We start from the raw sequence: 24043 nt of genomic DNA, 5'->3' as shown, positions 1-24043 counted from the left end.
AAATTAAACAAAATACAAATATATTTTGGTATACTTAATTTTGCTCATTTTTTATTGCAATACTTGATTTACACTTATGTTCATCTCTTTTCTTTTCTTTCCATTCTTTTATATCATCTATAATAAATCTATGTTTAAGCGACTTCGTGTCAAAATTAAACATCCTAAACACTATTTGTAATACATATCCTAGTCCTAATGCACTTACAAGTGTACCAATACCTACAGAACCTCCTAATAACCAACCAACAACTAGAGCTAGTATTTCAAGAACTGTCCTAACAAGGCGTACTGATTTATTAGTTCTCTTTTGAAGAGCAATCATAAGACCATCTCTTGGTCCACTTCCTAGACAAACACCTAAATATAGAAAACTTGCTATAGCTGCTAAAATAATTCCTATAACAACCATAAATACACCTACATAAGTGTTACTTGCATGAGGTATTACTTCAGAGAATATTACTAAATCAATAAATATTCCTATGAATGTCATGTTAAGTAGTGTTCCCCATCCTATGTTTTCACCAAAAACTGCATCCAATATAACGATTATAACCCCTACCATTATAGATGCCTGACCTATAGTTATACCTAATTTTATAGATAAACCTTGATGAAGCACATCCCAAGGCATAAGCCCAACATGCGCATTAATCATCAATACAGAAGAAATTGCAAATATAAAGAAACCTGAAAACAATCTTATCATACTTTTTAAATTTATTTTTCCCATCAAAAATCACTCCTCATAATAATAATAACAATAAATACCAATAAAATATATATATAAATACAAAATTTTACATAACTCTTCATTAATTTAATATAAAATTTCAATTATAAAAAAAGTGGCAATTCATATTTTATACACTTTCACTTATATTCTAAGCTTTCGTGTATAAAAATGGATATACCACTTTTTAATATATAAACATTTTTAGTTGTTCTTATTAATTTTCACTATAAATTCTAGCTTCTTCTTCTCCATTTAGTACTCTTAAAGTTCCAAAAGCAAGTGATTCTAACTCATTTTCTCCTGCCATAATTTCTACTGGTGCAATAAATTCCACTTTCTTTTTAACCATTGAAGTAAACATTTCAGAATATGCAATTCCACCTGTTATAATTATAGCATCTACTTTTCCATCCACTACAGTTGCTAATTCTCCAATACCTTTTGCCAATTGATAAGCCATTGCTTCATAAATAATTTTTGCTTCTTTATTTCCTTCTCCTATCATCTTCTCAACTTCTCTAGCATCTACAGTGTTTAGATATGAAACGATACCACCTTTACCTCTTATCTTTTTAGTCATTTCTCTTTCTGAGTACTTTCCTGAATAACAAGCTGCCACTAATTTTGTAGCAGGTACTCTTCCTGACCTTTCTGGAGAAAATGGCCCTTCATCATCAGATAACATATCAACCATTCTTCCATTTTCATGAAGATAAATACTTACTCCTCCACCAATATGAGCTACTATTAGATTTAAACTCTTATAATCTTTCCCATTATCTTTAGCATATTTTAAAGCCATAGCTCTAGTATTTAATGCATGCCCTGTACTTGCTCTATCCATTCCACAAAGTCCAGATACTCTGGCTACATCTATAAGCTCATCTACTGCAACAGAATCATAAATATATGAGTTTATTCCAAGTGGCTCTGATATTGCGTGTGCCACAATAGCTCCTAAATTTGAAGCATGTTCAAGCACTGGTCTATGTCTAAGTACATCAATCATTTCTTCATTTACTAAATATGCTCCTGATTTTACTGGTGGTAAAACCCCACCTCTTCCTACTATTGCACTAAGAGATTTCAAATCTATATTATTTTCTTCAAGAATATTCAAAACAGCTTCTTTACGCATTTCAAATTGGTCTTGTATTGTATTATATTTTGCAATCTCTTGAGCTGGATGGTCTATTGTCTTCACAAGAATTTGTTCTTCTCCATCATATACTGCTATTTTTGTAGAAGTAGAACCTGGATTTATGGCTAATATTCTGTAAGTCATAATTTTCTTCCTTTCACCTTAATTTCTATAGTTTATTTATATATATTATAAACTATTTGTTAACCATTTCCATACCTTCATGGAAAGCTTTTATATTTAATTCAACAAATTTTGGTTTAACATTTTCACTTATAATTTTTTCCCAATCGATAGACTCTAATTCCATAGATTTAACTAGACAACCTAATAAAATAACATTCATTATTTTTGAATTTCCTAGTTCTTCAGCTTTATCAGCAGCGTTTATAACTTTTGCATTTAATCTATTTAGTTCTTCATCTATATCACCTTCTAGATATTCAGCTCCTCCGATTAAGACAGTCATAGAATCTATTCTATAATTGTTTACTAAAGCTTTTCCTTCTGGTTTTAAATAATTAAACCATCTTAAAGCTTCCATTTTTTCAAAAGATACTAATATGTCTGCTCCACCAATTTCTATAACTGGAGAATGCACACAATCTCCATATCTAACTTGTGAGGAAACAGAACCTCCTCTTTGACTCATTCCATGTATTTCACTCATTTTTACATCGTATCCAGCTTCCATCAATCCCATAGTTAATAATTTACTAGCAAGTATAGTTCCTTGACCTCCTACACCTACCAAAAGTATACTCTTAGTCATATTATTTTTCCTCCTTAACTATTGCTTGTTTTGGACAAACTTGTGAACATACTCCACATCCTACACACTGATTTCTATCTATATTTGATAATTTATTTTCTTTATCAAATGATAGGGCTGGACATCCAGTTTTCAAACATAATTTACATCCAATACACTTATCATGGTCAACTTTACACTTAGTCTTAAATGGGTTATTAAATTCTTCTATATCTTCTTTAGAGAATTTTTTAAGTACACATGGCCATCTTGTAATTATTACTGATGGTTCATCTTCTATAGCTAAGGCCCAATCTAATGCTTCGTTTACTTCTTTTAGATTGTTAGGGTCTATAACTCTTACATGTTCTATTCCACAAGCTTTAACTAATCCTTCTATATCAACATCTTTAGTTTTAGCACCTTGTAAAGTATATCCTGAACCTGGGTTTTCTTGGTGACCTGTCATTCCAGTTATTCTATTGTCTAATATAACTGATATAGAATTTCCTCTATTGTAAACTACGTCTAAAAGACCATTTATTCCTGTATGGAAGAAAGTTGAGTCTCCAAGTACACCTACTAATCTTTTTTCATTTCCTTCTTTCATATTAAGAACTTTTTGAGCTCCATGTGCAGTTCCAAAAGCAGAACCCATACAAACAACATAATCTATTCCATTATATGGAGGAGCAAATCCAAGAGTATAACATCCTATATCTCCACCAACTATTAAATTTTTTCTCTTTCCAAGTTCATAGAAGAATCCTCTATGTGGACATCCTGCACAGAAACTTGGTGGTCTTGGTGTTACTAATTCAGATTTGTATTCTATAGTATCATTTGTTTTTCCAAATATAGCTTTTCTTAAAACATCTGGTGTCATTTCACCATATGGAGGCATTACATCTTTTCCAATACAGTCTATTCCATATGCTTTTATTTGTTCTTCTATAAATGGGTCATTTTCTTCTATTACATATATTTTGTCAACTTTATCTGCAAATTCTTTTATTTTTTCATAAGGTAATGGATTTGTAAATCCTAACTTCATATATGATGCATTTTCTCCAAATACTTCTTTAGCAAAATTGCAACACATACCTGAAGCTATAACACCTATTTTTGTATCATTTATTTCATAATAGTTTAAGTCAGTTTCATTTGAGAATTTTTTAAGAATTTCCATTCTTTCCTCAACAACACCCCTTCTTATTTGAGCGTTTGCTGGAACTGTTACCATTTTTTTAGCATTTTTAGTGTATTCTTTAATTTCAACTTCTTCTCTATCATAACATTCCACTAAACCTTTTGAATGACAGAGTCTTGTTGTAACTCTATATAAAACTGGTGTATCGTATTTTTCACTAACTTCAAACGCTTCTTTTATCATATCTTTAGCTTCTTGGCTAGTTGATGGTTCAAATAAAGGTATCTTTGCAAATTTTGCATACATCCTATTGTCTTGCTCATTTTGAGATGAATGCATTCCCGGTTCATCTGCTGTAATAAGTACCATACCACCATTTACGCCTGTATATGCATAAGTAAATATTGGGTCAGCTGCAACATTCACACCAACATGTTTCATAGAAGCCATAGTTCTTGCTCCTGCAATTGAACCCCCTATAGCAGCCTCAAGTGCTACCTTTTCGTTTGGAGCCCATTCTGCAACTATTGCATCTTTATATGTTGCTATATTTTCTAATATTTCTGTACTTGGAGTACCTGGATATGCGGATGCATATTTAACACCAGCCTCATAGGCTCCACGTGCAATTGCTTCATTACCTGTCATCAATTGTTTCATATAAAATTCCCTCCATCTACAATTATTAAATTCATAGTCCACCCAATTTGTTCAATGAAATTAATTATTTATTTTTACTTCTAAACTTTCAAGTGCTTCTTTTATAATACTTGGTGCTTTCTTACATTTTTCTTCTGAAACTGCACAAACTGCAAATCTTAATCCCATTTTTAATGGAACTGCAAATAGATTATGTTTAGTCAATTCTTCACATACTTCTTTTGGATTATCACATGGTATACTTACAAAGAATCCTGCTATATATGGAAGAATTTCTAAGCCTACTCTTTCAGCTTCTTTTACAAATACATCTGCTCTTCTAGTTAGCATTTTTTTGTATATGTCTTTTTCATCTTCATATTCTTTAAATTTTTTAGGGTCATTTACAATGTTAGATAATACTGCCATAGCGCTTCTATTACAATTTGACCAGTTTGCTCTACATGAATGAACACATGAATAATGGAACTCTTCAGCTACCTCTTCACTTGAAGATATACAAATTATAGCTCCCATTCTCATACCATAAGCTGTAAATCCTTTTGACATACTGAATCCAACTAATACGAGAACGTTTTCAGGTAGATTTGAAAATTTCTTAAAAAACTTTCTACATACATCATCATCACCTGCAAAGTCAATATATGCTGAATCTACGAAAAATATTATCTTTTTATCTTTATCTTCTGCAATTTCTTTTGATAAATCTAATATTTTATCCCATTCATCATCTGCAACACTATATCCAGTTGGATTGTGAGCTGGTGTATTTATAATTGTAAAAACTCTATCTTGTTTTTGTGCTATATTTACAAAATTTTCTTTGAATGACTCAAAATTAAATCTTCTATTTTCATCAAACAATTGGTAGTTTACTACTTTTCTATTGGCTTCTTCAGCTATACTTACATATGGACTCCAAAACCAATCAGATGTTAAAACCTCATCACCTTCATTAGTATAATTCCATACAGCCAATTTTATTGCACCACTTCCTCCTGGTGAAGCTAATACTCTTATATGTCCTTCTGGTAAGTAATCTCTGAAAAATACTTTTTTAACTGCTTCTAAGTAATCTGGCTGACCTTCAAGAGCCGCATATGCACCTATTTCACAGTTATCTAATGCCTTATATTCTTCATATACAGTTTTCATTGTTATTAATTTTCCTGAATCATCCATTAGAGCGCCTATTGTTGCATTTATTACATTATCCATGCCTAAAGCCTTCTCTGCTGCTTGAGCTCTACCAGATATGCTAAATATAACATCATTTTCTTTTGGCCACATCGCATGCTTACCAACCATACTTTGACTCATACCATCACCCCTAAAATTGTATTTACTCTCACATTATATATTAAGCAATTAGCATGCCAACAAATTTTACTTTATGTAAAACTACTTTTGTTTAGAATTCTGATTTTTTTCATTATTAAATTAAGTATTTTAGTTATTTTTCTTAGAAATATATATACTTGTCTAAAAAAACAAAAAATTACAAAAAAGTAATGTTAATTTTTTTTAACACTTGTTTCAAAAAATTAACATTACTTTCAAAATATTTTATATGTATTTGTATTTATATATTTTTGTTATACTTTTTCCATAAAGACGTACGACTTATTCCAAGAACTTGTGCCACTTCATTTTTAGAGAGTCCTTGAGCAAAAAGCATGTTTATTATTTTTTCTTCAACATACTTATTTACCTCTTTTATGTCTATACACACCTTACCATCGTTTATCTTACTTATATCTACAACTTCATCTTGAACTTCTACACTGGCTGTCGTTTCAGAATTAAATTTGTCTATTTCAGAACTAGGTGCTACCTTTTGAGTTTTAAAATCTCGTTCTTTTCTCAATTTAATTTTTCCTGTTACAACATATTTCTGGGCTATTGTTTTTAATTCTCTAACATTTCCAGGCCAACTGTAATTATACAGTTTATCAATTTCATCTTTAGTTAAAACAAAATTTTCATCTATGCTATTTATTCCATTAAGACCATCGTCCTTTAATACTTCATTTACAAAGTTATTAAATAGTGGTATTATATCCTCTCTTCTATCTCTTAGAGGAGGAATATTTATCTCCAAACTACTTAATCTATAAAACAAGTCAGCTCTAAATGTTCCCATAACTATTTTTTCAGTTAATGATTCATTTGTTGCTGCTATGATTCTTATATCTAAAGGTATTATATAGTCAGAACCAATTCTCATTATTTGGCGTTCTTCTATTACTCTTAATAGTTTTGTCTGAATATTAAAAGATAAACTATTTATTTCATCTAAAAAAAGTGTTCCTCCATGTGCAAGCTCAAATAGACCTCTTTTTCCACCTTTTCTGGCACCAGTAAATGCACCTTCTTCATATCCAAAAAGTTCACTTTCAAGCAAATTCTCTGCTATAGTAGCACAGTTTATTGCAACGAAAGGTCTGTCTTTCCTTCTACTTATATTATGTATACTATGAGCTATAATTTCTTTACCAGACCCACTTTCTCCATATAGTAGAGTTGTATAATCACTTTTTCCAATTTTTTTAGCTTCTTCAATAAATTCTTTAGTTAATTTATCTTTAAATAAAAAATCATCAAAAGTATATCTAGCATAAAGACCTTTTTGATTTAAATCAAATCTTATTTTTCTTTCTAAGTTTTGTAGTTTAGTTATATCTTGTATTATTCCCAAAACTCCATAAGTGCTATTATCTACTTTTATTAATGTAGTTCTAGTATTAACAATTAAATTATTTATATTTCTTATCTTTCTATCTTCTACATCATTTTTTTCATGTAAACAGTCTAACATCCACTCCATTTTTGGGAATACATCTAATATATATTTATTGAGTGCACATCTTCTTTCTACTTTAAGCATGTTTTTTGCACTTTCATTGTACAAAATTATACTACCATTACTATCTATCGCGATTACTCCATCTTTTATACCATCAAGTATATTTCTTAAAACTTCATTATTAAATTTTTCTTCACCTAATGTATCTAATAATTTCTTACAATACTCAACAGCTTCTCTTATAGATTCATCACTAGCAGTTGCAAATACACTATCAATGCCATATTGTCTTGCAAAAGAACAAGCTAGACCTCCACCTACTATTACAACTTCGTCTTTTTGGTCTATATACTTTACAACTTTACTTCTTATCTCATATTTAGATTCAAACCATTCCTCAGTTATCTCAGTACTTATTACATTTCTCCAGCCAACATAATCAAAAGAAACTTCATTATCTCCAAGAATCAATACCACTTTTTTAGAATATCTCTTTGCTATTTCTATTGCTCTTAAGAGGTCAGTCGATTTCATATTCATAGGTATAACAGGTACACTTACTGTATCTATTACTAAACTATAACCTCCACCTCTACCAATTATAGCTTGAGCACCTTTTTCAACAAGTATACGTCCTTGATTTTCCATTAAGTCTAAATTGAGTATGTCAATTATTATGGTTCCATTTTCTACATCTTCTTTATATAATTCTTCTATTCTTTCTTTTAATTCAATATCAGAGGCTATAATTCCTATTTTTTTTTGCAACAAAATCACCTCAATTTTAAATTATAATGTATTGATTTCTACCTGCTTTTTTTGATTTATATAGGTTCTTATCTGCATCTTCAATTAATACTTCAGCATCTTTTCTGCTACGACACCTTTTTATACTTACTCCAGCACTTATAGTTATATAGTTTTTTACTTTAGAATACATATGTTCAATACCTTCAAATTCTAGAAGTTTAAAAACTCTTTTAATATATAATTCTATATTATCAATTTCTTCAATATCTACTGATTTTATAGAATCTACTAATATTAAAATTTCTTCGCCTCCGTATCTAATTATGTGTTCAGTAATGTCTATAAATACATTTCTTATAATATCAGTTACCTTTGTTATAACTTTATCTCCTGCTAAATGACCATAGTTATCATTATAACTCTTAAAATAATCTATATCTACCAATATCGCGACCATATTTTTTTCTCTAGTTCCATTAAATAAATCTAATTGTTCCTCTAAATATCTTCTATTATATAGTTGAGTAAGTCCATCTTTTAATATATCATTTTCTAATTTTTTATTATTATCTACAAGTGCTCTTAAACTTTCTTGTTTTTGCCTAAGTTCATATTGTTTATGAATTCCTTGAGATGTTTTATAGGAATTATTTTTTTCCCATTTGTCAGAATACCAATCCATACTTTTATAGTATTCTATCGCTAGTTTAAAATCTTTTTTTAGTTCATATCCATTTGCTATTAGACCATAAAATATAGACATTTTCTTAGGATTTAATGAGCTTTTTTTAACCAAGCTTAAGCCTTTTAGATAACAGCTTATACCTTCATCTATATTACCAAATTTTATATATAAATCTCCATACAATTTATATATATAATCTAGTTTGGAATTATATATAAAAACATCTCCAAAACTTTTATATATATTTTTTGATAAAATCAAATAGGCGTTTACTTTTTCAAAATTACAATCACTTTTCTTTAACTCAATTTCAGCTGAATATAAAAATATAAATGAGTATAAATAATCCTTATACACACCTTCAACAGCTTTCATCAACTTTATAGCTTTTACTAGAACATCTTCTGCTTCTTTATTCATATCTTCCTTTAAATAGGCCCATATAAGGTCTATTTTTATGGCTACTCTTTCAGTTAGTGATATTGAATTATTATTGTGTGCAACATCTAGTACATTTTTTATGTATTTTATGGCTTCTATATTATTTCCACTTTCTAAATAACACAAGCTTATTATACATTTACAAAAAGCTTCTATAGAATACAAGTTATTTTCTTGAGCCAACCTTAGGCATTCAATTAGATACTCCATACTCTTTATAAAGTTATTAAATAAATAAAGATAAACTCTTCCAAATATATAATTTGCTCTACTTACAAGGACTTTATTTTTTAAATTTTTTAAAAAAGATACTTCCTCTACTAAAGATATTACATCCGTTTTAGTCTTATATAATGCACTTATTTCTACACATAAACTCATATTAAACAAGACTAATAGCTCGTTTAAGTGGTTTTGTTTTATGCTTTTTTTTGCTAAAAAATAAAAGTTATTTGCCTTATCATATTTTCTTATAGAAATAGCTGATAGTGTAAGATAAATATAAATCTTAGATATTATCTCTGCATTCTCTTTTGATGGCAATTTTTTAATGTCTTTTAATGAATCCAGCAGATATTTGTATGATGCTTCTCTATCTTTTTTTATATAGTTTATGAGACTAATTAAATATAAAACATAAACTCTATTCTTAACTTCTATTTTTGTATTTAAAAGTTCTTTGTGATAATCCAAGATGTAGTTTAAATCTGTCAAATTCAGATAGAATTTAGTCAACATATCATATTCTATCTTTTTTATATTTCTCTTTAAATCTTCTATTAAACACCCTTTCAAATGAATCACCAATCCTATTTAAATAGTTAAAAATTTTTAAAATCATGATAATGCAAACATCGATTTCTGCCACTTTGTTTGGCCTTATACAAGGCTTTATCCGCATTTCCTATTATCTCACTTATATCTATACTACTATTTTTACATGTATCAATACCAATACTAATTGTCAAATTATTGTTTAAAATCTTTTTTACACTTCTACATAACTTTCTTCCAAAGATTTTACTTTTTTTATAATCTTTACATATAGATAGTATTAAAAATTCTTCTCCACCATACCTTATTATAAGCATGTCTTTTTTTAGATATTTTTTTATTATTGTTGTTATGTTTTTAAGAGCAATATCTCCATTATAATGTCCATAGGTATCATTATAGTTTTTAAAGTAGTCTACATCTATCATGAATGCCGTACTGTATTCGCTGACTTCTTGTCCTTCTAAAAAATTATTTAGAAAAACTCTATTATACGCACTCGTCAAATGGTCAATATATTTTTTCTTATCTAAATCAGTCTTTACTTTTCTCATGTTATTTATTTCTTTTTCAACATATTCGTACCTATAATTTAAAGAATCTATATAATTTCTATTTCTAGCTTTTACATACATCATTTTTAACTCATAATACATTTTAAAGTATTTCATACTCATTTCATAATCTTGAATCATTTCAAAACACATATATATATTCTTATATGCTAGTCTTACATAATTATAATTTTTAGCATTTTTAGATTTCTCAAGTAGTTTTTTACTTGTATCTAATGCACTATTATAATCTCCAAAACAATAATATATCTTTACTTGATGATAAACTACTTCCAAATAATACAGTATATATTCTTCTTCACTTTTTATAATACTTAAGATATCTTTAGCTCTATCTAAATAACAGATTGACTGTTCAAATGAATTTTCATTACTTTTTGCATAATACATAGCTAAATTTATAAATAATCCAAACTTCTCAGTTTCTTTTAAATTATTATTTTTAATTTTTTCTAAGTACACTTCAGATTTTGCTAAATTATTTATCGCTTCAGGATAGTTTTTAGTTTTTATTAATATCTTAGTTATATTATTTGACGCTCTATATTTTTGTATTGTATCTACATTTATATATTTTTTATTACTTATTACTTCATTAAAACAGTCTATCGAGCCTTCATAATTTTCAAATGAACACTCACATTCACCTATTTTTATATTACATAATGAAGACACGTCCATATCCTTTAATAAATCTGCATATTTTCTTGCCTGTAAAAAATTTACTTTAGCTACTATAGCATCATCTAAAAACAAAAAATATATTTTACCAACAATAAAAAAATATATTTTTTTACAATTAAAATCGTTAATTTCTTTTACCTTTATATATAAATCTTCTATTTCTTTAATTATTATAGAAGATTCTATGCATTTACTTGCCTTAATGTAAATCAGTTGTGATTTGAAAATAATTTCTTCAACCGAACAATTATTATCGTTACAAATAACATTAAATTTATCTATATGTAAATTTGCCTTATTTATATTTTCATTTTTTAAACTTAAAATAGCTATTTGTGAATAAAACCTCGCTAGAAATTTATAATCTTTAGGTAAGTATTTATCAATATATTTATAGGAAATCAAAATATACTCTTTCATTTTTTCACTAATCCCTTGAACACCATATAATAAAGCCAGCAAAAAATTTGATTTTAATAACATCAAACTATTTTGTTCAGTTTTATAGCAATCGATTGAATTCTTTACTACATCAATGTTATTTTCAATAAAATCATTATTATTCAATAATCTTTCATTCAAGGTTAACCTAAACATTAAATCTAAAATTGTATCATCTATCTCTTCCAAACATTTAATATATATTGTAACTCACCTCCGACTTACATTATCTCATAAAATTAGTAATTTTCCATACTATTTGATAAAAAAGTCAGTGTCTCAATTTAGAAATTTCTCCTAAATTAAGACATACTTTACATTAAACCATACAATTTTCTACCTGAACTATATAATCCTGACAATTTTCGCAAATTATCACGCTCACAATATAACTATTATCAACTTTATTTGCTCTTGATAATTTATTAAAAGATAACCCCTTATAGTCACTAGATATGTTACTTATTACATATTTTCCATCTTTACTGAAAATATAAAAATGATATTCTAAGAAAGGAAAGAACTTTTTCTTTTCTTTCACTCCTTCCAAACATAATGGACATGCTTCTTGATAATATTCTATGTCAAAATCAACCTCTTCTGTTTCATTAAGTATATCAATTATTTTTGAAACAGTTATTCCTTGAATTGGATTTTCTTCATCATTTATTAAAGCACTACAATTCTCTTCTTTTAACAAATATTCCTTATCATCATATATAAACTTGTATAAACTCATATTATATCCTCCTTATAATTATTAATCTCCAAGTTATTCTACCACTTAAATAACCTTAATAAAAGTAATTGTTTATAATATCTCCAATTAATTAAATCTTGTATACATATATCGTCATACATTTACATTAATCAATTGTCTCAAAATCCAAGTTTACGCTTTAAATATCCAGTTTTTCAAAACCTATTGTCAAAACTTACTTTAGCTATTAATATAAGGATATAAATATAGAACTGCATAGATGTGACACGCTCAAATATTTTATATGATACGATTTAGTATCTAAATTTATATATTGTATATAGGGGGAGATATATATGTATAAAGATAAAAGTGATGAATGTATACACTTAATGACTGCCTACATTGATAGCATAAGTGGATATTATTCATTTATTGACACACAGTTAGATGATTTTATGGTTAGATATGGAGAAAATATTGTTGATTCAAATTTACACAGTATAATGATGTTGCTCTGTAAATGGGGATTAGCGTAGCATTTTGAGAAACTTTTTTGTATATTGTATTCTATATTATATATTCATTAATAAAAAAAGGATTGACATAAATTTAAGGACTATAGATAGATTTTCAAAAAAATCTATCTATAGTCCTTTTAAAGTTTCTCAAAATGTATACTTGAATAAGCACTATTTATTTTTCTATAATTAACTTAGCTCATATGCTATACTTTAAGTATCTACAACAATAAAAAATATCTAATATGTATTATATTTAACTCATCATAATATCATTTCTACACTTACAATTAAGATATTTTCAATATAGTACTACTCAATTTTAATATTATGAAAAGGAGAGTTTTTATATGAATTATAATGAATTGTTAAAATCAGCTAGGGAGAACTTTAATGGAACATGTAAAGTCTGTAAAATTTGTAATGGATTAGCTTGTGCTGGAAATGTTCCTGGCATGGGAGGCAAAGGAAGTGGTTCATCTTTTATTGAAAATAGAAAGAGTCTAGAAAAAATAAAGATAAATATGAGAGTAATACATAATGTTTCAAACCCAGATACTTCTATAGAATTATTTGGTAGAAAAATGAGTTCTCCTATATTTGCTGCACCTGTATCAGGTACTATATTAAATATGGGTGGTAAAGTTTCTGAAAAAGAATACATAGAACCTGTCGTTAGAGGCTGTTCCAACTCTGGAATTTATGCTATGGTTGGTGATACCAATGTGGATACTTTTTTATTGAATAATTTAGATGTATTAAAAGATAATGATGGAAATGGAATTGTATTTATAAAGCCTTGGAAAAATTCAAAGATAATAGAAAAAATTAGATTATCTGAAGAAGCAGGTGCTTTTGCGGTTGGTGTAGACCTTGATGCTTGTGGATTGATTAATAATCAACTTCAAGAGAATCCTTTTTCTCCTAAGACGATTAGTGAGATTAGAGAATTGGTTGAATCTACTAGATTACCTTTTATTATAAAAGGAATTATGACTGTGGATGATGCTTTGATGGCTGTAGAGTCTGGTGCTAGTGCTATTATTGTTTCAAATCATGGAGGAAGAGTACTTGATTATACTCCTGGTACTTGTGAGGTACTTCCAGATATAGCTAAGGCTGTAAAAGGAAAGATAACAATACTTGCTGATGGTGGTGTTAGGACTGGTGTTGATGTAGTTAAGATGCTTGGATTGGGTGCTGATGCTGTTTTGATGGGAAGACCTTTTGTTACTGCTTCTTTTGGTGGTGGTCTTGATGGTGTTGAGTTTTTTATAGATAAGGTTAGGAATGAGTTATGTGAGACTATGATTTTGACTGGTTGTCAAGAGATTAAGGATATTGATGGTAGGGTTATATGGAAGTGATTTTAAACTCATTTTATAACATTTATATTTAAATAGTATATCATTTTATATTTAAAAATAGTGTCTCATTTAAATTGAAAAATTATATTGAGACACTATTTAGTATATTTTTAGATTTTAATCCTATGAAAGAGTAGGATCAGTTAGTCTACCCAATTTATCCCAAGTAGCTGAGCCAATTATTCCATCTGCAGATAAACCGTATTTTTTTTGGAAGCTTACAACTGCATTATATGTATTGCTTCCAAAAATACCATCTGTACTTGTACCATAACCAAGTTTATATAACATAATTTGTGCAGCTTTAACTTCTTTTCCAGTATCACCCTTACGTATAACTTTTGTTGTGCTTATAGTCAGATATTCATTACCAATAATTGTTATAGTTTTAGCATCTATATTATAAGAAACTGTATAATTTATATAAACACCTTTACTATTATCATCATTCATTAGATTAGCTGATTCTGGAACAAATATTTCATCATCTGGCTTAGGTTCTATATTTATATCTTCACAATTTTGTTTATGTTCATCTCTTATTTCTTGTGGTGCATTTTCATATGTATATACATAACCAGAAATATTAAAAGAATATATTTTTTTCTCTGAAATAGCTTTGTTACTTCCTCCTTCTTCTTTACTTGTGTCAGCAAATGCTACACTTGTAAAAGTAAGCATTAAACAACACATAATAGTTAATGTTTTTCTTGATTTTTTTAACATAAAATCCTCCTTATAATTATTTTATTAATTTATTGTAATCATCTATATTTATTGCTATTATGTCATAGTCTCTAGGTATCTTACCTTGTAATTTACATTCATCTTCATAAAAGTTTCTAATTTTACTTGGTGCATCCTTATAATAAATCTCTCGAAATATATCAGTTGTCTTATTCAATAAAAATTCATTACTATTTTTATTCATTCCATCATTACTCTCATCAATTTTAACTTGAGCATTTATTTCAATAAAAGATGTCATAGAAATCGTAAATACTAAAATAGCAATTAATATTCCACTTCTACCTTTCTTTTTAACAATACTATCAAGTCTCTTTTCTAAATTTGTCTTGTCAAATTCTGTTGTCAAAATCCTGCTATTATAATTTTTACTAAGCTTAATTGATTTTATAAGAGCTAATGCATATTCTTTCTTATCTTTTATAGAACAATCAGATAAAACACTTTCATCACAACATAATTCACAATCAAGATTTACTCTGTTGCTCATTATATAAACAAGTGGATTAAACCAATATATTATTTTAACAGACAACACTAAAAACTTTATCAAAATATCCTTGTTCTTAAAATGCATTAATTCATGTTTTAAAATCCAAATCAACTCATTCTTACTATAAGGATAATCTGGTAGAAATATGTACGATTTGAATAATCCCATACCTGCTGGACTTATCAATTCATCAGAACCTCTTAACTCAATTTTCTTTTTTATATTTAATTCTTTCAACAAACCTTTATAGATACAGTTTATATCAGAATCTTCAATATCATAGGATACATCAACAATAAGATTTTTAAATCTTGTATATTTTATAAATGTATAAACTGCAATGACTATAGTTACAAATATCCACAAATAAGCTACACACAACATGAAATTATTATCTTTAGGAATATCAATTTGTGTAATATTATTTCCTACTGTATTTCCTTTGGGTTCTTTTACTTCATATGTTACTGTATAATTAAATAGAAAAAGTAGCATTCTAAAAACTATTATCAACCAAATATAATAATTGAATCTCTTACTAAACTTCTTAAACACATATCTTTTCAAAAATAATAATAGACAAATACCAAGACTACATATAATAGTTGTCTGTATAAGATTGTCAAAGATATACAACATATAATTATTCATCCTTTAAATTATCAAAATAACTTTCTAAAAAATCCAGCTTATCTTTGCCTAAATTTTCATCCTCATGTAATGCTGAAATTAAACTTGTAAAAGAATCATCATGTATATTGCTTAGGAAATCCTTTGTCTCAAAGCTTAAATATTCTTTATGTTTTACCACTATTGTGTAATGTGTATATCTGTCTATTTTTTGAGCATCTAGGAATCCTCTTTTTACTAGCCTTGATAAAAGTGTCAGTGTTGTTGTTTGTTTCCAGCCATATTGTTCCTCCATTGCTTCAATAACATCTTTTGATGTCACTGTAGCATCTACTCTCCAAATAAATTTCATTACTTTTAGTTCTGCTTGTGGTATTTTTTTTATCATTATTTACACCTCCCCCAAAACTCCCGCTAACATAATTCTACAACACGTGAATTTTTTAGTCAAACAATTTATGAAAAAAATGTGAATTTTTGTATTTTTTGTTAATTTTCTAATTTTTATACCATATTAAAAGTTAGATTTAGAAATATACTTTTCTAAATATTTTACTTTTTATATGTTTAATTACAATAATGTATAGTAATTTTTTTATACTAAATTTTTTTCATAAGAATGTCTATATTTACACACAAAGGATATTATAATACTTTTTTTTAAAATAGACTATACTAATCAGCAAATAAATTTTAATAATTTCTTTACTGTCCCTTTATTACACATGTATATTTGTTTTATATTGATTATTTTCCAATAAAAAATATATCTAGATTTTGAAATTCTTATAATAATTACTATTTTTCAATATCAATTTATTTATGAACCTTAATAATTGAAAGTATAATACTATTAAAAAATTTAGCTTTTGTAAAATATGATATAATTTTAAATAAACAAAACTGGAGGTTAATAGTGATTATAAAAGTGAGTTTTGGTGGAGATTACAATCCTGATTACATAAAAGTACCTAATGACATTAATTTGAAAAAATACGAAATTAGACGTAAATTCTATAATTGGATTGATAATACAGAAGAAGAACATCCTTTCTGGGAATATGAAAATGGACTTAGAATTGGATTAAATTATAGAGGAAATGCAATTGTTTATTGGCTAAATAATTATATTCTAAAAAATGCTAAGTGTAAGTCAAGGTTAATTGAAAGTTTCTCTAACAAAAGTCTAGATTATGATTTAATGATAAAGTTATAGAATATAATATATGATTTAGATTTTCAAACATATCTACTTAAATTAATTACATACCTCATTGAGTAAATTTATTTAGAGTTATATCTTTTTAAAGATGTAAAATTTAAAAAGATATAGTAAAAAACCCTTAAAATACTTTGATTTATTATTTTAAGGGCTTTTATTATATTATAAATTTTTATTTTCTATCTATAAAATCTAATTATTTATAAAGTGTTTTAAATTTATAACTTTTCTTTGCTATCTCATAATATAAACATAAATGTCCCCTAGCTTCATAATTATCCATATTAATACTTAATTTATCTATTGCTTTTTAACACTTTTAATATTACACAATTCCTTTGAAATTTCTTCAAATCTTTCATCAGATATGCCAAGCTTTTTCTTAAACTTTTCATCATTCATTCTTTCAACAATTACTTTATCTGGAGATAATTCCTGAATAATACTCTTTATCTTATCAATAGACTTATCATCATCATTATATCCCTTGATAACTGTTATATCTAAGATAAATGTTCCTCTATACTGTCTATTAAATAAAATCATATTTGAAATATATTCATCTAGAATATATCCTACAATTGGTCTTTGAATTTTCTGAAAATCTTCTTCTGATATTGTTTTTATCTCTCCAACAACTTCATCACACGTATTAGCTATTTTTATATATTCAGCTTTACCAAATAAATACCCATTAGAAAGTAATCGTACAGACACTTTTTTTCTCTTTATTAATTCAATAATATCGTAAATTTTATCATTCAATAGAGCCTCTCCTTTTGAATTAATAAAAACCAATTCTACTCCATTCTTTTCTATCATACTTTCTAATTCTTTCAATGAGTCATTCATATTTTCAAAAGATTGTGGTGTATCTACTTTATTATATGACCTTCCAATAGGACAAAATATACAATCAAAATTACAGTACTTTTCAGGAAGTATATTGACTTCTACTATTTTTCTACCATCCTCAATATAGATGTCTTTATAGCTAAAACTACTCATCACTATATCATCTCCAAATTAATTTATTAATACTTCTTTATTATTAGTATCTAAAATTGAAATTTTACATGTACCACCTAAATTTTCTTGAACCGTTTTAGCTAAGTCACTTAAAGCATTTTCAAACTCTTCAAATCTACTTTCATCCACCAATTCAATACATAAAAAGGCATTGTTTGTACTTTCAGTAAGCATTGTTCTTATTGCTTCACGCCAATTCCAACACCTACAAATTGCTCCTTCATCATCTTTATAGACTACTTCACCTTCATATGGAGGTGTATTTTCATCTGCTCCCAATGGAATAAATTCCTCATTTCCAACTGCTTTAGTTAACCTAATATCCCCTATAAATTTGTCTATATCTTCTCCTCCACAAGGTAGCGCATATTTTAGTGAGATAGAATTATAAATATCCACTAAAGGGTTGATAGTTCCTATGTTATTTCCATTATATACTCTTTTTAATAGTGCCTCAATAGATGACCTTGCTCCTTTTTTCGTTTTAAATTTTTTAAATGCGTCTCTCCATACTTTAATTACTTGATTATTACTAAACTCTGAATCTTTTAAGTATTTTAATGCCTCTTCTTCTCCCTGCAAAATCATTTTTTTATATTCTTTATTTCTTATATAGTTGTCTATATTATTACAAATAACAACTCCAATCTTAGCACTGGGAAATAGATTCCAGAACTCATCCTCAATAATAAATCTCTTCACTAGAATACCTCCTAAAATTTAAAATATATAAAACAAAAAAGCCTAGAGAAATATTATTAAATATCTCCCAGGCTTTTATCCTTCCGTGTACACAATAATCGTGCGTTTTCTCTTGGACCTGACCATTATAAAATGCGGAACCCTAGAAAACTAAAATATTTTTTTGTTTTATAAAATACAAGTAAATTTTAGCATAATATAATATTTAAAACAATACTACATTCTACATTTTATACAATAAAACAATTGCCACCAAATTACAACTTTGGTGGCAATATGGTGGCAAAACAGTTTTTTATTATATATCACTAGACTGAAAACACTAAAAGCACTAGATTTTATATTTTCTTAATCAATTTCCGACTTAAAAGGAGTGTCATCAGCTTTAGCTATTCTATATTCCTTATCAGTTATATAACCAAGCTCATGCATCTTATACAATACAATTAATTGTCTCTTTTTAGCCTCTCCATGGTCAATATACCTTGCAGGATTATTTGTCATACCAGCCAACATAGCACATTCAGATAAATTTAACTCACTAACTTTTTTACCAAAATACACTTCAGCTCCCTTTGCAGCTCCATATGCATTTTTACCTAAATACATATTATTTAAATAAGCTTCAAGAATTTCATCCTTACTCATAATCTTATTCATCTGCTTAGCATTGTACATATCCCTTATTTTTCGTTTCATAGTTTTATCATCACTAGTAAGCAGATTTTTTGAAACTTGCATATCTATAGTACTTCCACCTTGTGTTGTATCTGTAAATACATTATTGAGTACTGACCTAGTTAAAGAAATAACATCTACTCCTTTATGCTTGTAAAATCTCTCATCTTCTATAGAAACTATAGCATGCTTTAAGTCATTTGGCATTTGCTTTATGCTTACAACTTCACTACTTATATATTTAGACCTAATTAATTTTTTAGTGACTTCAGGTGACCCTTTTATAGCCGAAACTGTAAATATTGCACCTGCTACTGAAAGTATAATCAGAGCAACTAGCATAATAGATAACAATGCTCTAGCTATCTTAATCCTTTTTTGTTTTTTTCTTTTTTTACTTTTTAGCTTTTTCTCTCTTTGCTTATAATCAACTCTTCTTCTTTCTCTTTGATTGTAATCTGTATTTAAAGGTCTTACATTATCTCTTGTAAAACTATCTCTTTCTCTTTTTATAAGATTCTGTGAATCTACTTTTTCACTCATTCTTTTACTAGAGCTTGTCTTAGAAGTTTTATTTTTTTTATTTGTTGAAGTATAAGAATGTTTAGATTTTTTATTACTATCTTTACTATTATTTACTTTTTTACGTCTTATTTTATTATTATCATCATCATCGTAATAACCCATTTTAGTCTCCCTTCTTTATACTAAGGTACATTATACATTGTTCTACAAAATAAATCAAAGAACAAAATTGTAAGTTTAAGGGTCAATTTTATAAAGGATATTTTCACTAATTTTCTCTATATTTAAGATTAATATTCATCTTTTATTTTCAAAAATAGTTTTGCAGTTGCTAAAGTGTCACTGTCAGCTCTATGAGCATTTATATTCTCTATATTGTAATAAGCACAAGCTGTTTCAAGCTTCTTATTTTTTCCTTTATAACTTTTACATTTTTTTAATAATTCTAGTGTACATATATAATTGTTTATTGGTTCTAAATCTAATATTCTAAGATAGTAATTTAAAAACTTTAAATCAAACTTCGCATTGTGTGCAATTATAGTTCTATTTCCTATGTATTTTCTAAATCTAGGTAAAACCAATTCTAGAGGCTCTTCATTTTCTACCATTTCATTACTTATATGTGTCAATTCTGTTATAAATGAAGAAATTATACCTTTAGGTTTTATCAATCTTGAGTAGTTTTTTACAATTTCGTCATTTTTTATTTCTGTTATTCCTATTTCTATTATTTCACAACCTTTATATGGATCTAAGCCTGTAGTTTCTAAATCCACAACTACATATTCATTCATATCTCTTCTCCTTATTATCAAATGGATATATTTATATTCTATATTTATGTAATAGACTAATCAATACTTAATTTTATACCATATAGAAAGATTTTACAAATTACAACATATATATATTATTTTTCCATTATAAATAAAGATTATTTTTTTATAATCGCTAGATTTTCACTTTATTATTATTTAATCTATTTCGATAAATATTATTTATCTCCTTATTGTTTAAATCTTTAAGGTCTAAATTTTTACATTGTTCATCATCTTCCCATATTCCTGCCTGTTTATTTCCATCATTTTTATATAATATACCTTTACCATTTTTCTTATTATCTAAAAAATATCCCTTATAAATATCATTATTTGGATATGTCAATTTTCCCAAACCATTTTTTAATCCATATTTAAATTCTCCTGTATATATTGAGCCATCTCTATAAGTATACTTTCCTATTCCATGCATCTTATCATCTTTCCATAATCCTTCATATCTTTCATTACTTGAAAAAACATATATTCCAAATCCATTTTTCTTTCCATCAACAAACTCACCTTTATACAGGTCTCCATTGTCATATTTGAATACTTTTTCTTCTTTTAATTTTTTATTACTATTGTTGCTCTTAGTTTTGTTGATATTATTAATTTTTATATGTACATCTTCTCTTCTCGTTTCAATCAAATCTCTATCATACCTAAATCCTTTTTTCAATTTATTTTTCTGATTAACTTTTTTCTTATTAATAAATACTCTTGCCAGTTGAATAAATATAAATGCAGACGATAAACATATAAATACACATAGTATCGTTCTAAAATAGCTAGTTATACTTTCCATAATAAATCACCCTTTAAAAATTTATTTAAAATACCTAATACAATATATATTTTTATTAAGTGATATTTATACTTTTATAATAATATATTGAATAAAATTAATATTAAAGTTATTTGTGTTAAAATAAGGTCACTATAAAATTAATAAATTGAGCTTCTAATTAACATAAAACTATTTATAAAACATATTTAACTATTTCAAATAAACTTTTTTATCTAGATAACTGATTTTCTATGAGCAAATAAAAAAATGAACCCTATCAAATAGAGTTCATTTTTTTTAATATATTTATTCTTTTACAAGAACTTTTATAATTTCTGAAATATACATAGTGTGATAATCCTTATTTGGATACCACTTTTTATCATTTTCTTTAGCATCGAAATTTTCTGGTGGCATAGTATCATGATACAATTTCTTACATACCATAATCATATTAGCTTCTTCAAAAGCTACAGTATCATCTACAAAATATGGTGTAAGTCCTGCTTTTTCTACTTTATTTATATCTCTACCAGAAATAGTTCCACAGATATTTAAAGCCTCTCTATAAGTTTCATCAAAAAATGCAATTGTAAATGTATCATTATTATCTACAAATTCCTTTGTATATCTCTGTGGTCTTATGTAAGTTGTAACAACGTTTTTACTCCAGTATACTCCGACACCACCCCAGCTAGCAGTCATTGTGTTAAATTTTTCTGAATCACCAGCTGTTATTAGCAACCATTCTTTACCAATCTTAGTAAATGGATTAAACTGTAATTCCTCAATTTTCACTTCTTTAAAGCTCATGACTTCATCCTACCCTTCACCTTTTAATATATAAACTAATAGTTAAATTTTTGAATATATCTACTCTTATAATACTTTTTTTAATTGTCTTACATATTCATGTAAATTATAATACAACAAATCAATTACTTTCGCAAGAAATAGTTTCTATATTTTATAACAGTAAAATATCACTAAAATATATTAATTATAAAACAGATACTATATTTCTTAAACTAAAAAAATGTAGAAAGTATACATCCTTTCCACATTTTTTATTATTTTATATATTTTTATATCAATTTAGTTCTATCTAACTTTAATCTTATAAAAAATTATCATAGTCATCAAATTTTATTATATTATATATAATTTCCTATACCTTGTTAATAGCATCTAAATTATTATCTTTATTGATATATATTTTTTCATTACATAAATCTTCATCAAACATTTTTATTATATTTTCTACTTCATACTTATACTCATCTTCATGCACTCTATAAAGCATTAAATCTTCTAGCAAATCTTTCATATCAAAATATACATCTTCTAATAAGTAAAAATAACCTTCTTCTATATCTTTCAGTTTATCTATAGTATCCAATTTCTTGCTTATATCTTTCATAACCTCTAAATTTTGTATATTTATATTTATGATTGTTAATAAGTACATTCTCACAGTTTTTATTATCTCGATAGAAAAATCTACAATATTATAATTTCCTTCTTTATTATACAGAGACTCCTTAAATTTATTAAAACAAGTATCTAAGTCACAATTTATGTCATTAAATGGTGGTCTTATTATATCTCGTATTATCAAAAGATTTTGTATATCAATATTATTTGTTATTGCTTCATCCAAAACAAATAAATTATATGCGTCATTTAATGGGTCATGAGCATCTCCACTAAATTCTAAATTAGCAAATTCAAGTAAGTTTTTTAATGATATATAGTTCATACATCTCATACCACAGTTTATATATTTTTCTTTTATATCTATAAATAAATCCCTAATATTATTTACAAATCTTGGATGATTATTCTTCTTAGAACTTCTCATATCAGTATTATTAAAACATGTCAAATCTAAATTGCCAAAAGTATATATTCCTTCAATGTCAGAAAATATGCCTAACCATTTTTTAAACTTTCTCATGACCTCTTCATAACTTGGTGCATTCTTCAATTCTTCTGAAGATATATGTGTTAATTCCTGTATATGAGGATACAATTCTTCATTACTTACTGGCTTTATTAAAGATTTAAATTTATCAATATTTTTTGTCTTTTCATCATACATAACTGCTCCAATTGCAATTATATCAGAATTTAATACTGCCCTCTTTGATTTAGAATTTGGCATATTCATTTCAAAGTCTACATATACTCTTTTCAATATAAACACCCTTTCCAATTGTTT

The 24043-nt window shown here is 26.8% G+C and carries 22 protein-coding genes and 1 riboswitch; of the genes, 3 read left to right on the top strand and 19 right to left on the bottom strand.

Annotation, left to right across the window (positions count from 1 at the left end; all coding sequences use genetic code 11):
* Positions 1-34: 34 nt before the first annotated feature.
* The 9 genes from Q3287_RS05935 to Q3287_RS05895 all read right to left on the bottom strand — a co-directional run bounded on the left by Q3287_RS05935 (position 35) and on the right by Q3287_RS05895 (position 12336).
* A complete protein-coding gene (locus Q3287_RS05935; RefSeq protein WP_054277140.1) occupies positions 35-736 on the bottom strand; it encodes a YitT family protein in 702 nt (233 codons plus the stop codon).
* A gap of 217 nt (positions 737-953) precedes the next feature.
* On the bottom strand, positions 954-2024 hold the full coding sequence (buk, locus tag Q3287_RS05930) for a butyrate kinase (RefSeq protein WP_407963665.1): 1071 nt from the start codon (positions 2022-2024) through the stop codon (positions 954-956).
* A gap of 52 nt (positions 2025-2076) precedes the next feature.
* A complete protein-coding gene (locus Q3287_RS05925; RefSeq protein ID WP_054270977.1) occupies positions 2077-2652 on the bottom strand; it encodes an indolepyruvate oxidoreductase subunit beta in 576 nt (191 codons plus the stop codon).
* A 1-nt stretch (position 2653) separates the two neighbouring features.
* On the bottom strand, positions 2654-4441 hold the full coding sequence (gene iorA / locus Q3287_RS05920; protein WP_054270978.1) for an indolepyruvate ferredoxin oxidoreductase subunit alpha: 1788 nt from the start codon (positions 4439-4441) through the stop codon (positions 2654-2656).
* A 60-nt stretch (positions 4442-4501) separates the two neighbouring features.
* Positions 4502-5761 carry a pyridoxal phosphate-dependent aminotransferase gene (locus tag Q3287_RS05915; RefSeq protein ID WP_054270979.1) on the bottom strand — a complete coding sequence of 420 codons (1260 nt, stop codon included), beginning with the start codon at positions 5759-5761 and terminating at the stop codon, positions 4502-4504.
* Between the two features lie 262 nt (positions 5762-6023).
* Complete coding sequence (locus Q3287_RS05910; protein WP_407963664.1) at positions 6024-8024, bottom strand: sigma 54-interacting transcriptional regulator; 2001 nt, start codon at positions 8022-8024, stop codon at positions 6024-6026.
* A 7-nt stretch (positions 8025-8031) separates the two neighbouring features.
* Entirely contained in the window at positions 8032-9861 is a 1830-nt protein-coding gene (locus tag Q3287_RS05905; RefSeq protein ID WP_407963669.1) for a diguanylate cyclase, read from the bottom strand.
* 83 nt (positions 9862-9944) lie between these two features.
* Entirely contained in the window at positions 9945-11786 is a 1842-nt protein-coding gene (locus Q3287_RS05900; RefSeq protein ID WP_407963663.1) for a diguanylate cyclase, read from the bottom strand.
* 130 nt (positions 11787-11916) lie between these two features.
* Entirely contained in the window at positions 11917-12336 is a 420-nt protein-coding gene (locus Q3287_RS05895) for a DUF3785 domain-containing protein (protein WP_054270983.1), read from the bottom strand.
* Positions 12337-12653: 317 nt separating this feature from the next.
* Here Q3287_RS05895 and Q3287_RS05890 point away from each other — a divergent pair, with 317 nt between their 5' ends.
* Together Q3287_RS05890 and Q3287_RS05885 are read left to right on the top strand one after the other, a co-directional pair.
* The gene (locus Q3287_RS05890) at positions 12654-12836 is read left to right on the top strand and encodes a hypothetical protein (protein WP_021385205.1); all 183 of its coding nucleotides are present in this window, start codon (positions 12654-12656) and stop codon (positions 12834-12836) included.
* Positions 12837-13168: 332 nt separating this feature from the next.
* Entirely contained in the window at positions 13169-14185 is a 1017-nt protein-coding gene (locus Q3287_RS05885; RefSeq protein ID WP_407963662.1) for an alpha-hydroxy-acid oxidizing protein, read from the top strand.
* Between the two features lie 123 nt (positions 14186-14308).
* Here the strand turns inward: Q3287_RS05885 and Q3287_RS05880 are convergent, their stop codons facing one another.
* The 3 genes from Q3287_RS05880 to Q3287_RS05870 are packed head-to-tail and all read right to left on the bottom strand — an operon-like array spanning position 14309 to position 16443.
* Entirely contained in the window at positions 14309-14911 is a 603-nt protein-coding gene (locus Q3287_RS05880) for a peptidoglycan-binding domain-containing protein (RefSeq protein WP_407963661.1), read from the bottom strand.
* Positions 14912-14927: 16 nt separating this feature from the next.
* Positions 14928-16076 carry a M56 family metallopeptidase gene (locus tag Q3287_RS05875; RefSeq protein ID WP_407963660.1) on the bottom strand — a complete coding sequence of 383 codons (1149 nt, stop codon included), beginning with the start codon at positions 16074-16076 and terminating at the stop codon, positions 14928-14930.
* Positions 16069-16443, bottom strand: coding sequence for a BlaI/MecI/CopY family transcriptional regulator (locus Q3287_RS05870; protein ID WP_407963659.1), 375 nt, complete (start codon positions 16441-16443; stop codon positions 16069-16071). The genes Q3287_RS05875 and Q3287_RS05870 overlap by 8 nt, the downstream gene beginning before the upstream one ends.
* A 528-nt stretch (positions 16444-16971) precedes the next feature.
* Between Q3287_RS05870 and Q3287_RS05865 the strand changes: the two genes are divergently transcribed.
* Positions 16972-17271 carry a hypothetical protein gene (locus Q3287_RS05865; RefSeq protein ID WP_407814174.1) on the top strand — a complete coding sequence of 100 codons (300 nt, stop codon included), beginning with the start codon at positions 16972-16974 and terminating at the stop codon, positions 17269-17271.
* 306 nt (positions 17272-17577) lie between these two features.
* Here the strand turns inward: Q3287_RS05865 and Q3287_RS05860 are convergent, their stop codons facing one another.
* The 7 genes from Q3287_RS05860 to Q3287_RS05830 all read right to left on the bottom strand — a co-directional run bounded on the left by Q3287_RS05860 (position 17578) and on the right by Q3287_RS05830 (position 24019).
* Positions 17578-18285, bottom strand: coding sequence for a radical SAM protein (locus tag Q3287_RS05860; RefSeq protein WP_407963658.1), 708 nt, complete (start codon positions 18283-18285; stop codon positions 17578-17580).
* A gap of 18 nt (positions 18286-18303) precedes the next feature.
* A complete protein-coding gene (locus Q3287_RS05855) occupies positions 18304-19008 on the bottom strand; it encodes a B3/4 domain-containing protein (protein WP_407963657.1) in 705 nt (234 codons plus the stop codon).
* A 62-nt stretch (positions 19009-19070) separates the two neighbouring features.
* Positions 19071-19165: riboswitch (guanidine-I (ykkC/yxkD leader) on the bottom strand.
* Positions 19166-19356: 191 nt separating this feature from the next.
* Complete coding sequence (locus Q3287_RS05850) at positions 19357-20373, bottom strand: biosynthetic peptidoglycan transglycosylase (RefSeq protein WP_054270989.1); 1017 nt, start codon at positions 20371-20373, stop codon at positions 19357-19359.
* 128 nt (positions 20374-20501) lie between these two features.
* Positions 20502-21008 (bottom strand): PolC-type DNA polymerase III, encoded by a 507-nt coding sequence (locus Q3287_RS05845; RefSeq protein WP_074178409.1) that lies wholly within the window; start codon positions 21006-21008, stop codon positions 20502-20504.
* Between the two features lie 157 nt (positions 21009-21165).
* A complete protein-coding gene (locus Q3287_RS05840; RefSeq protein ID WP_054277155.1) occupies positions 21166-21840 on the bottom strand; it encodes an MORN repeat-containing protein in 675 nt (224 codons plus the stop codon).
* 288 nt (positions 21841-22128) lie between these two features.
* The gene (locus Q3287_RS05835) at positions 22129-22635 is read right to left on the bottom strand and encodes a flavin reductase (protein WP_054277156.1); all 507 of its coding nucleotides are present in this window, start codon (positions 22633-22635) and stop codon (positions 22129-22131) included.
* Positions 22636-22990: 355 nt separating this feature from the next.
* Positions 22991-24019, bottom strand: coding sequence for an exonuclease domain-containing protein (locus Q3287_RS05830; RefSeq protein ID WP_407963656.1), 1029 nt, complete (start codon positions 24017-24019; stop codon positions 22991-22993).
* Positions 24020-24043 lie beyond the last annotated feature (24 nt).

The sequence above is a fragment of the Clostridioides sp. GD02404 genome, from assembly GCF_045898275.1.
GTDB classification, from domain to species: Bacteria; Bacillota; Clostridia; order Peptostreptococcales; family Peptostreptococcaceae; genus Clostridioides; species Clostridioides difficile_A.
This window is presented reverse-complemented; position numbering and strand designations above follow the sequence as displayed.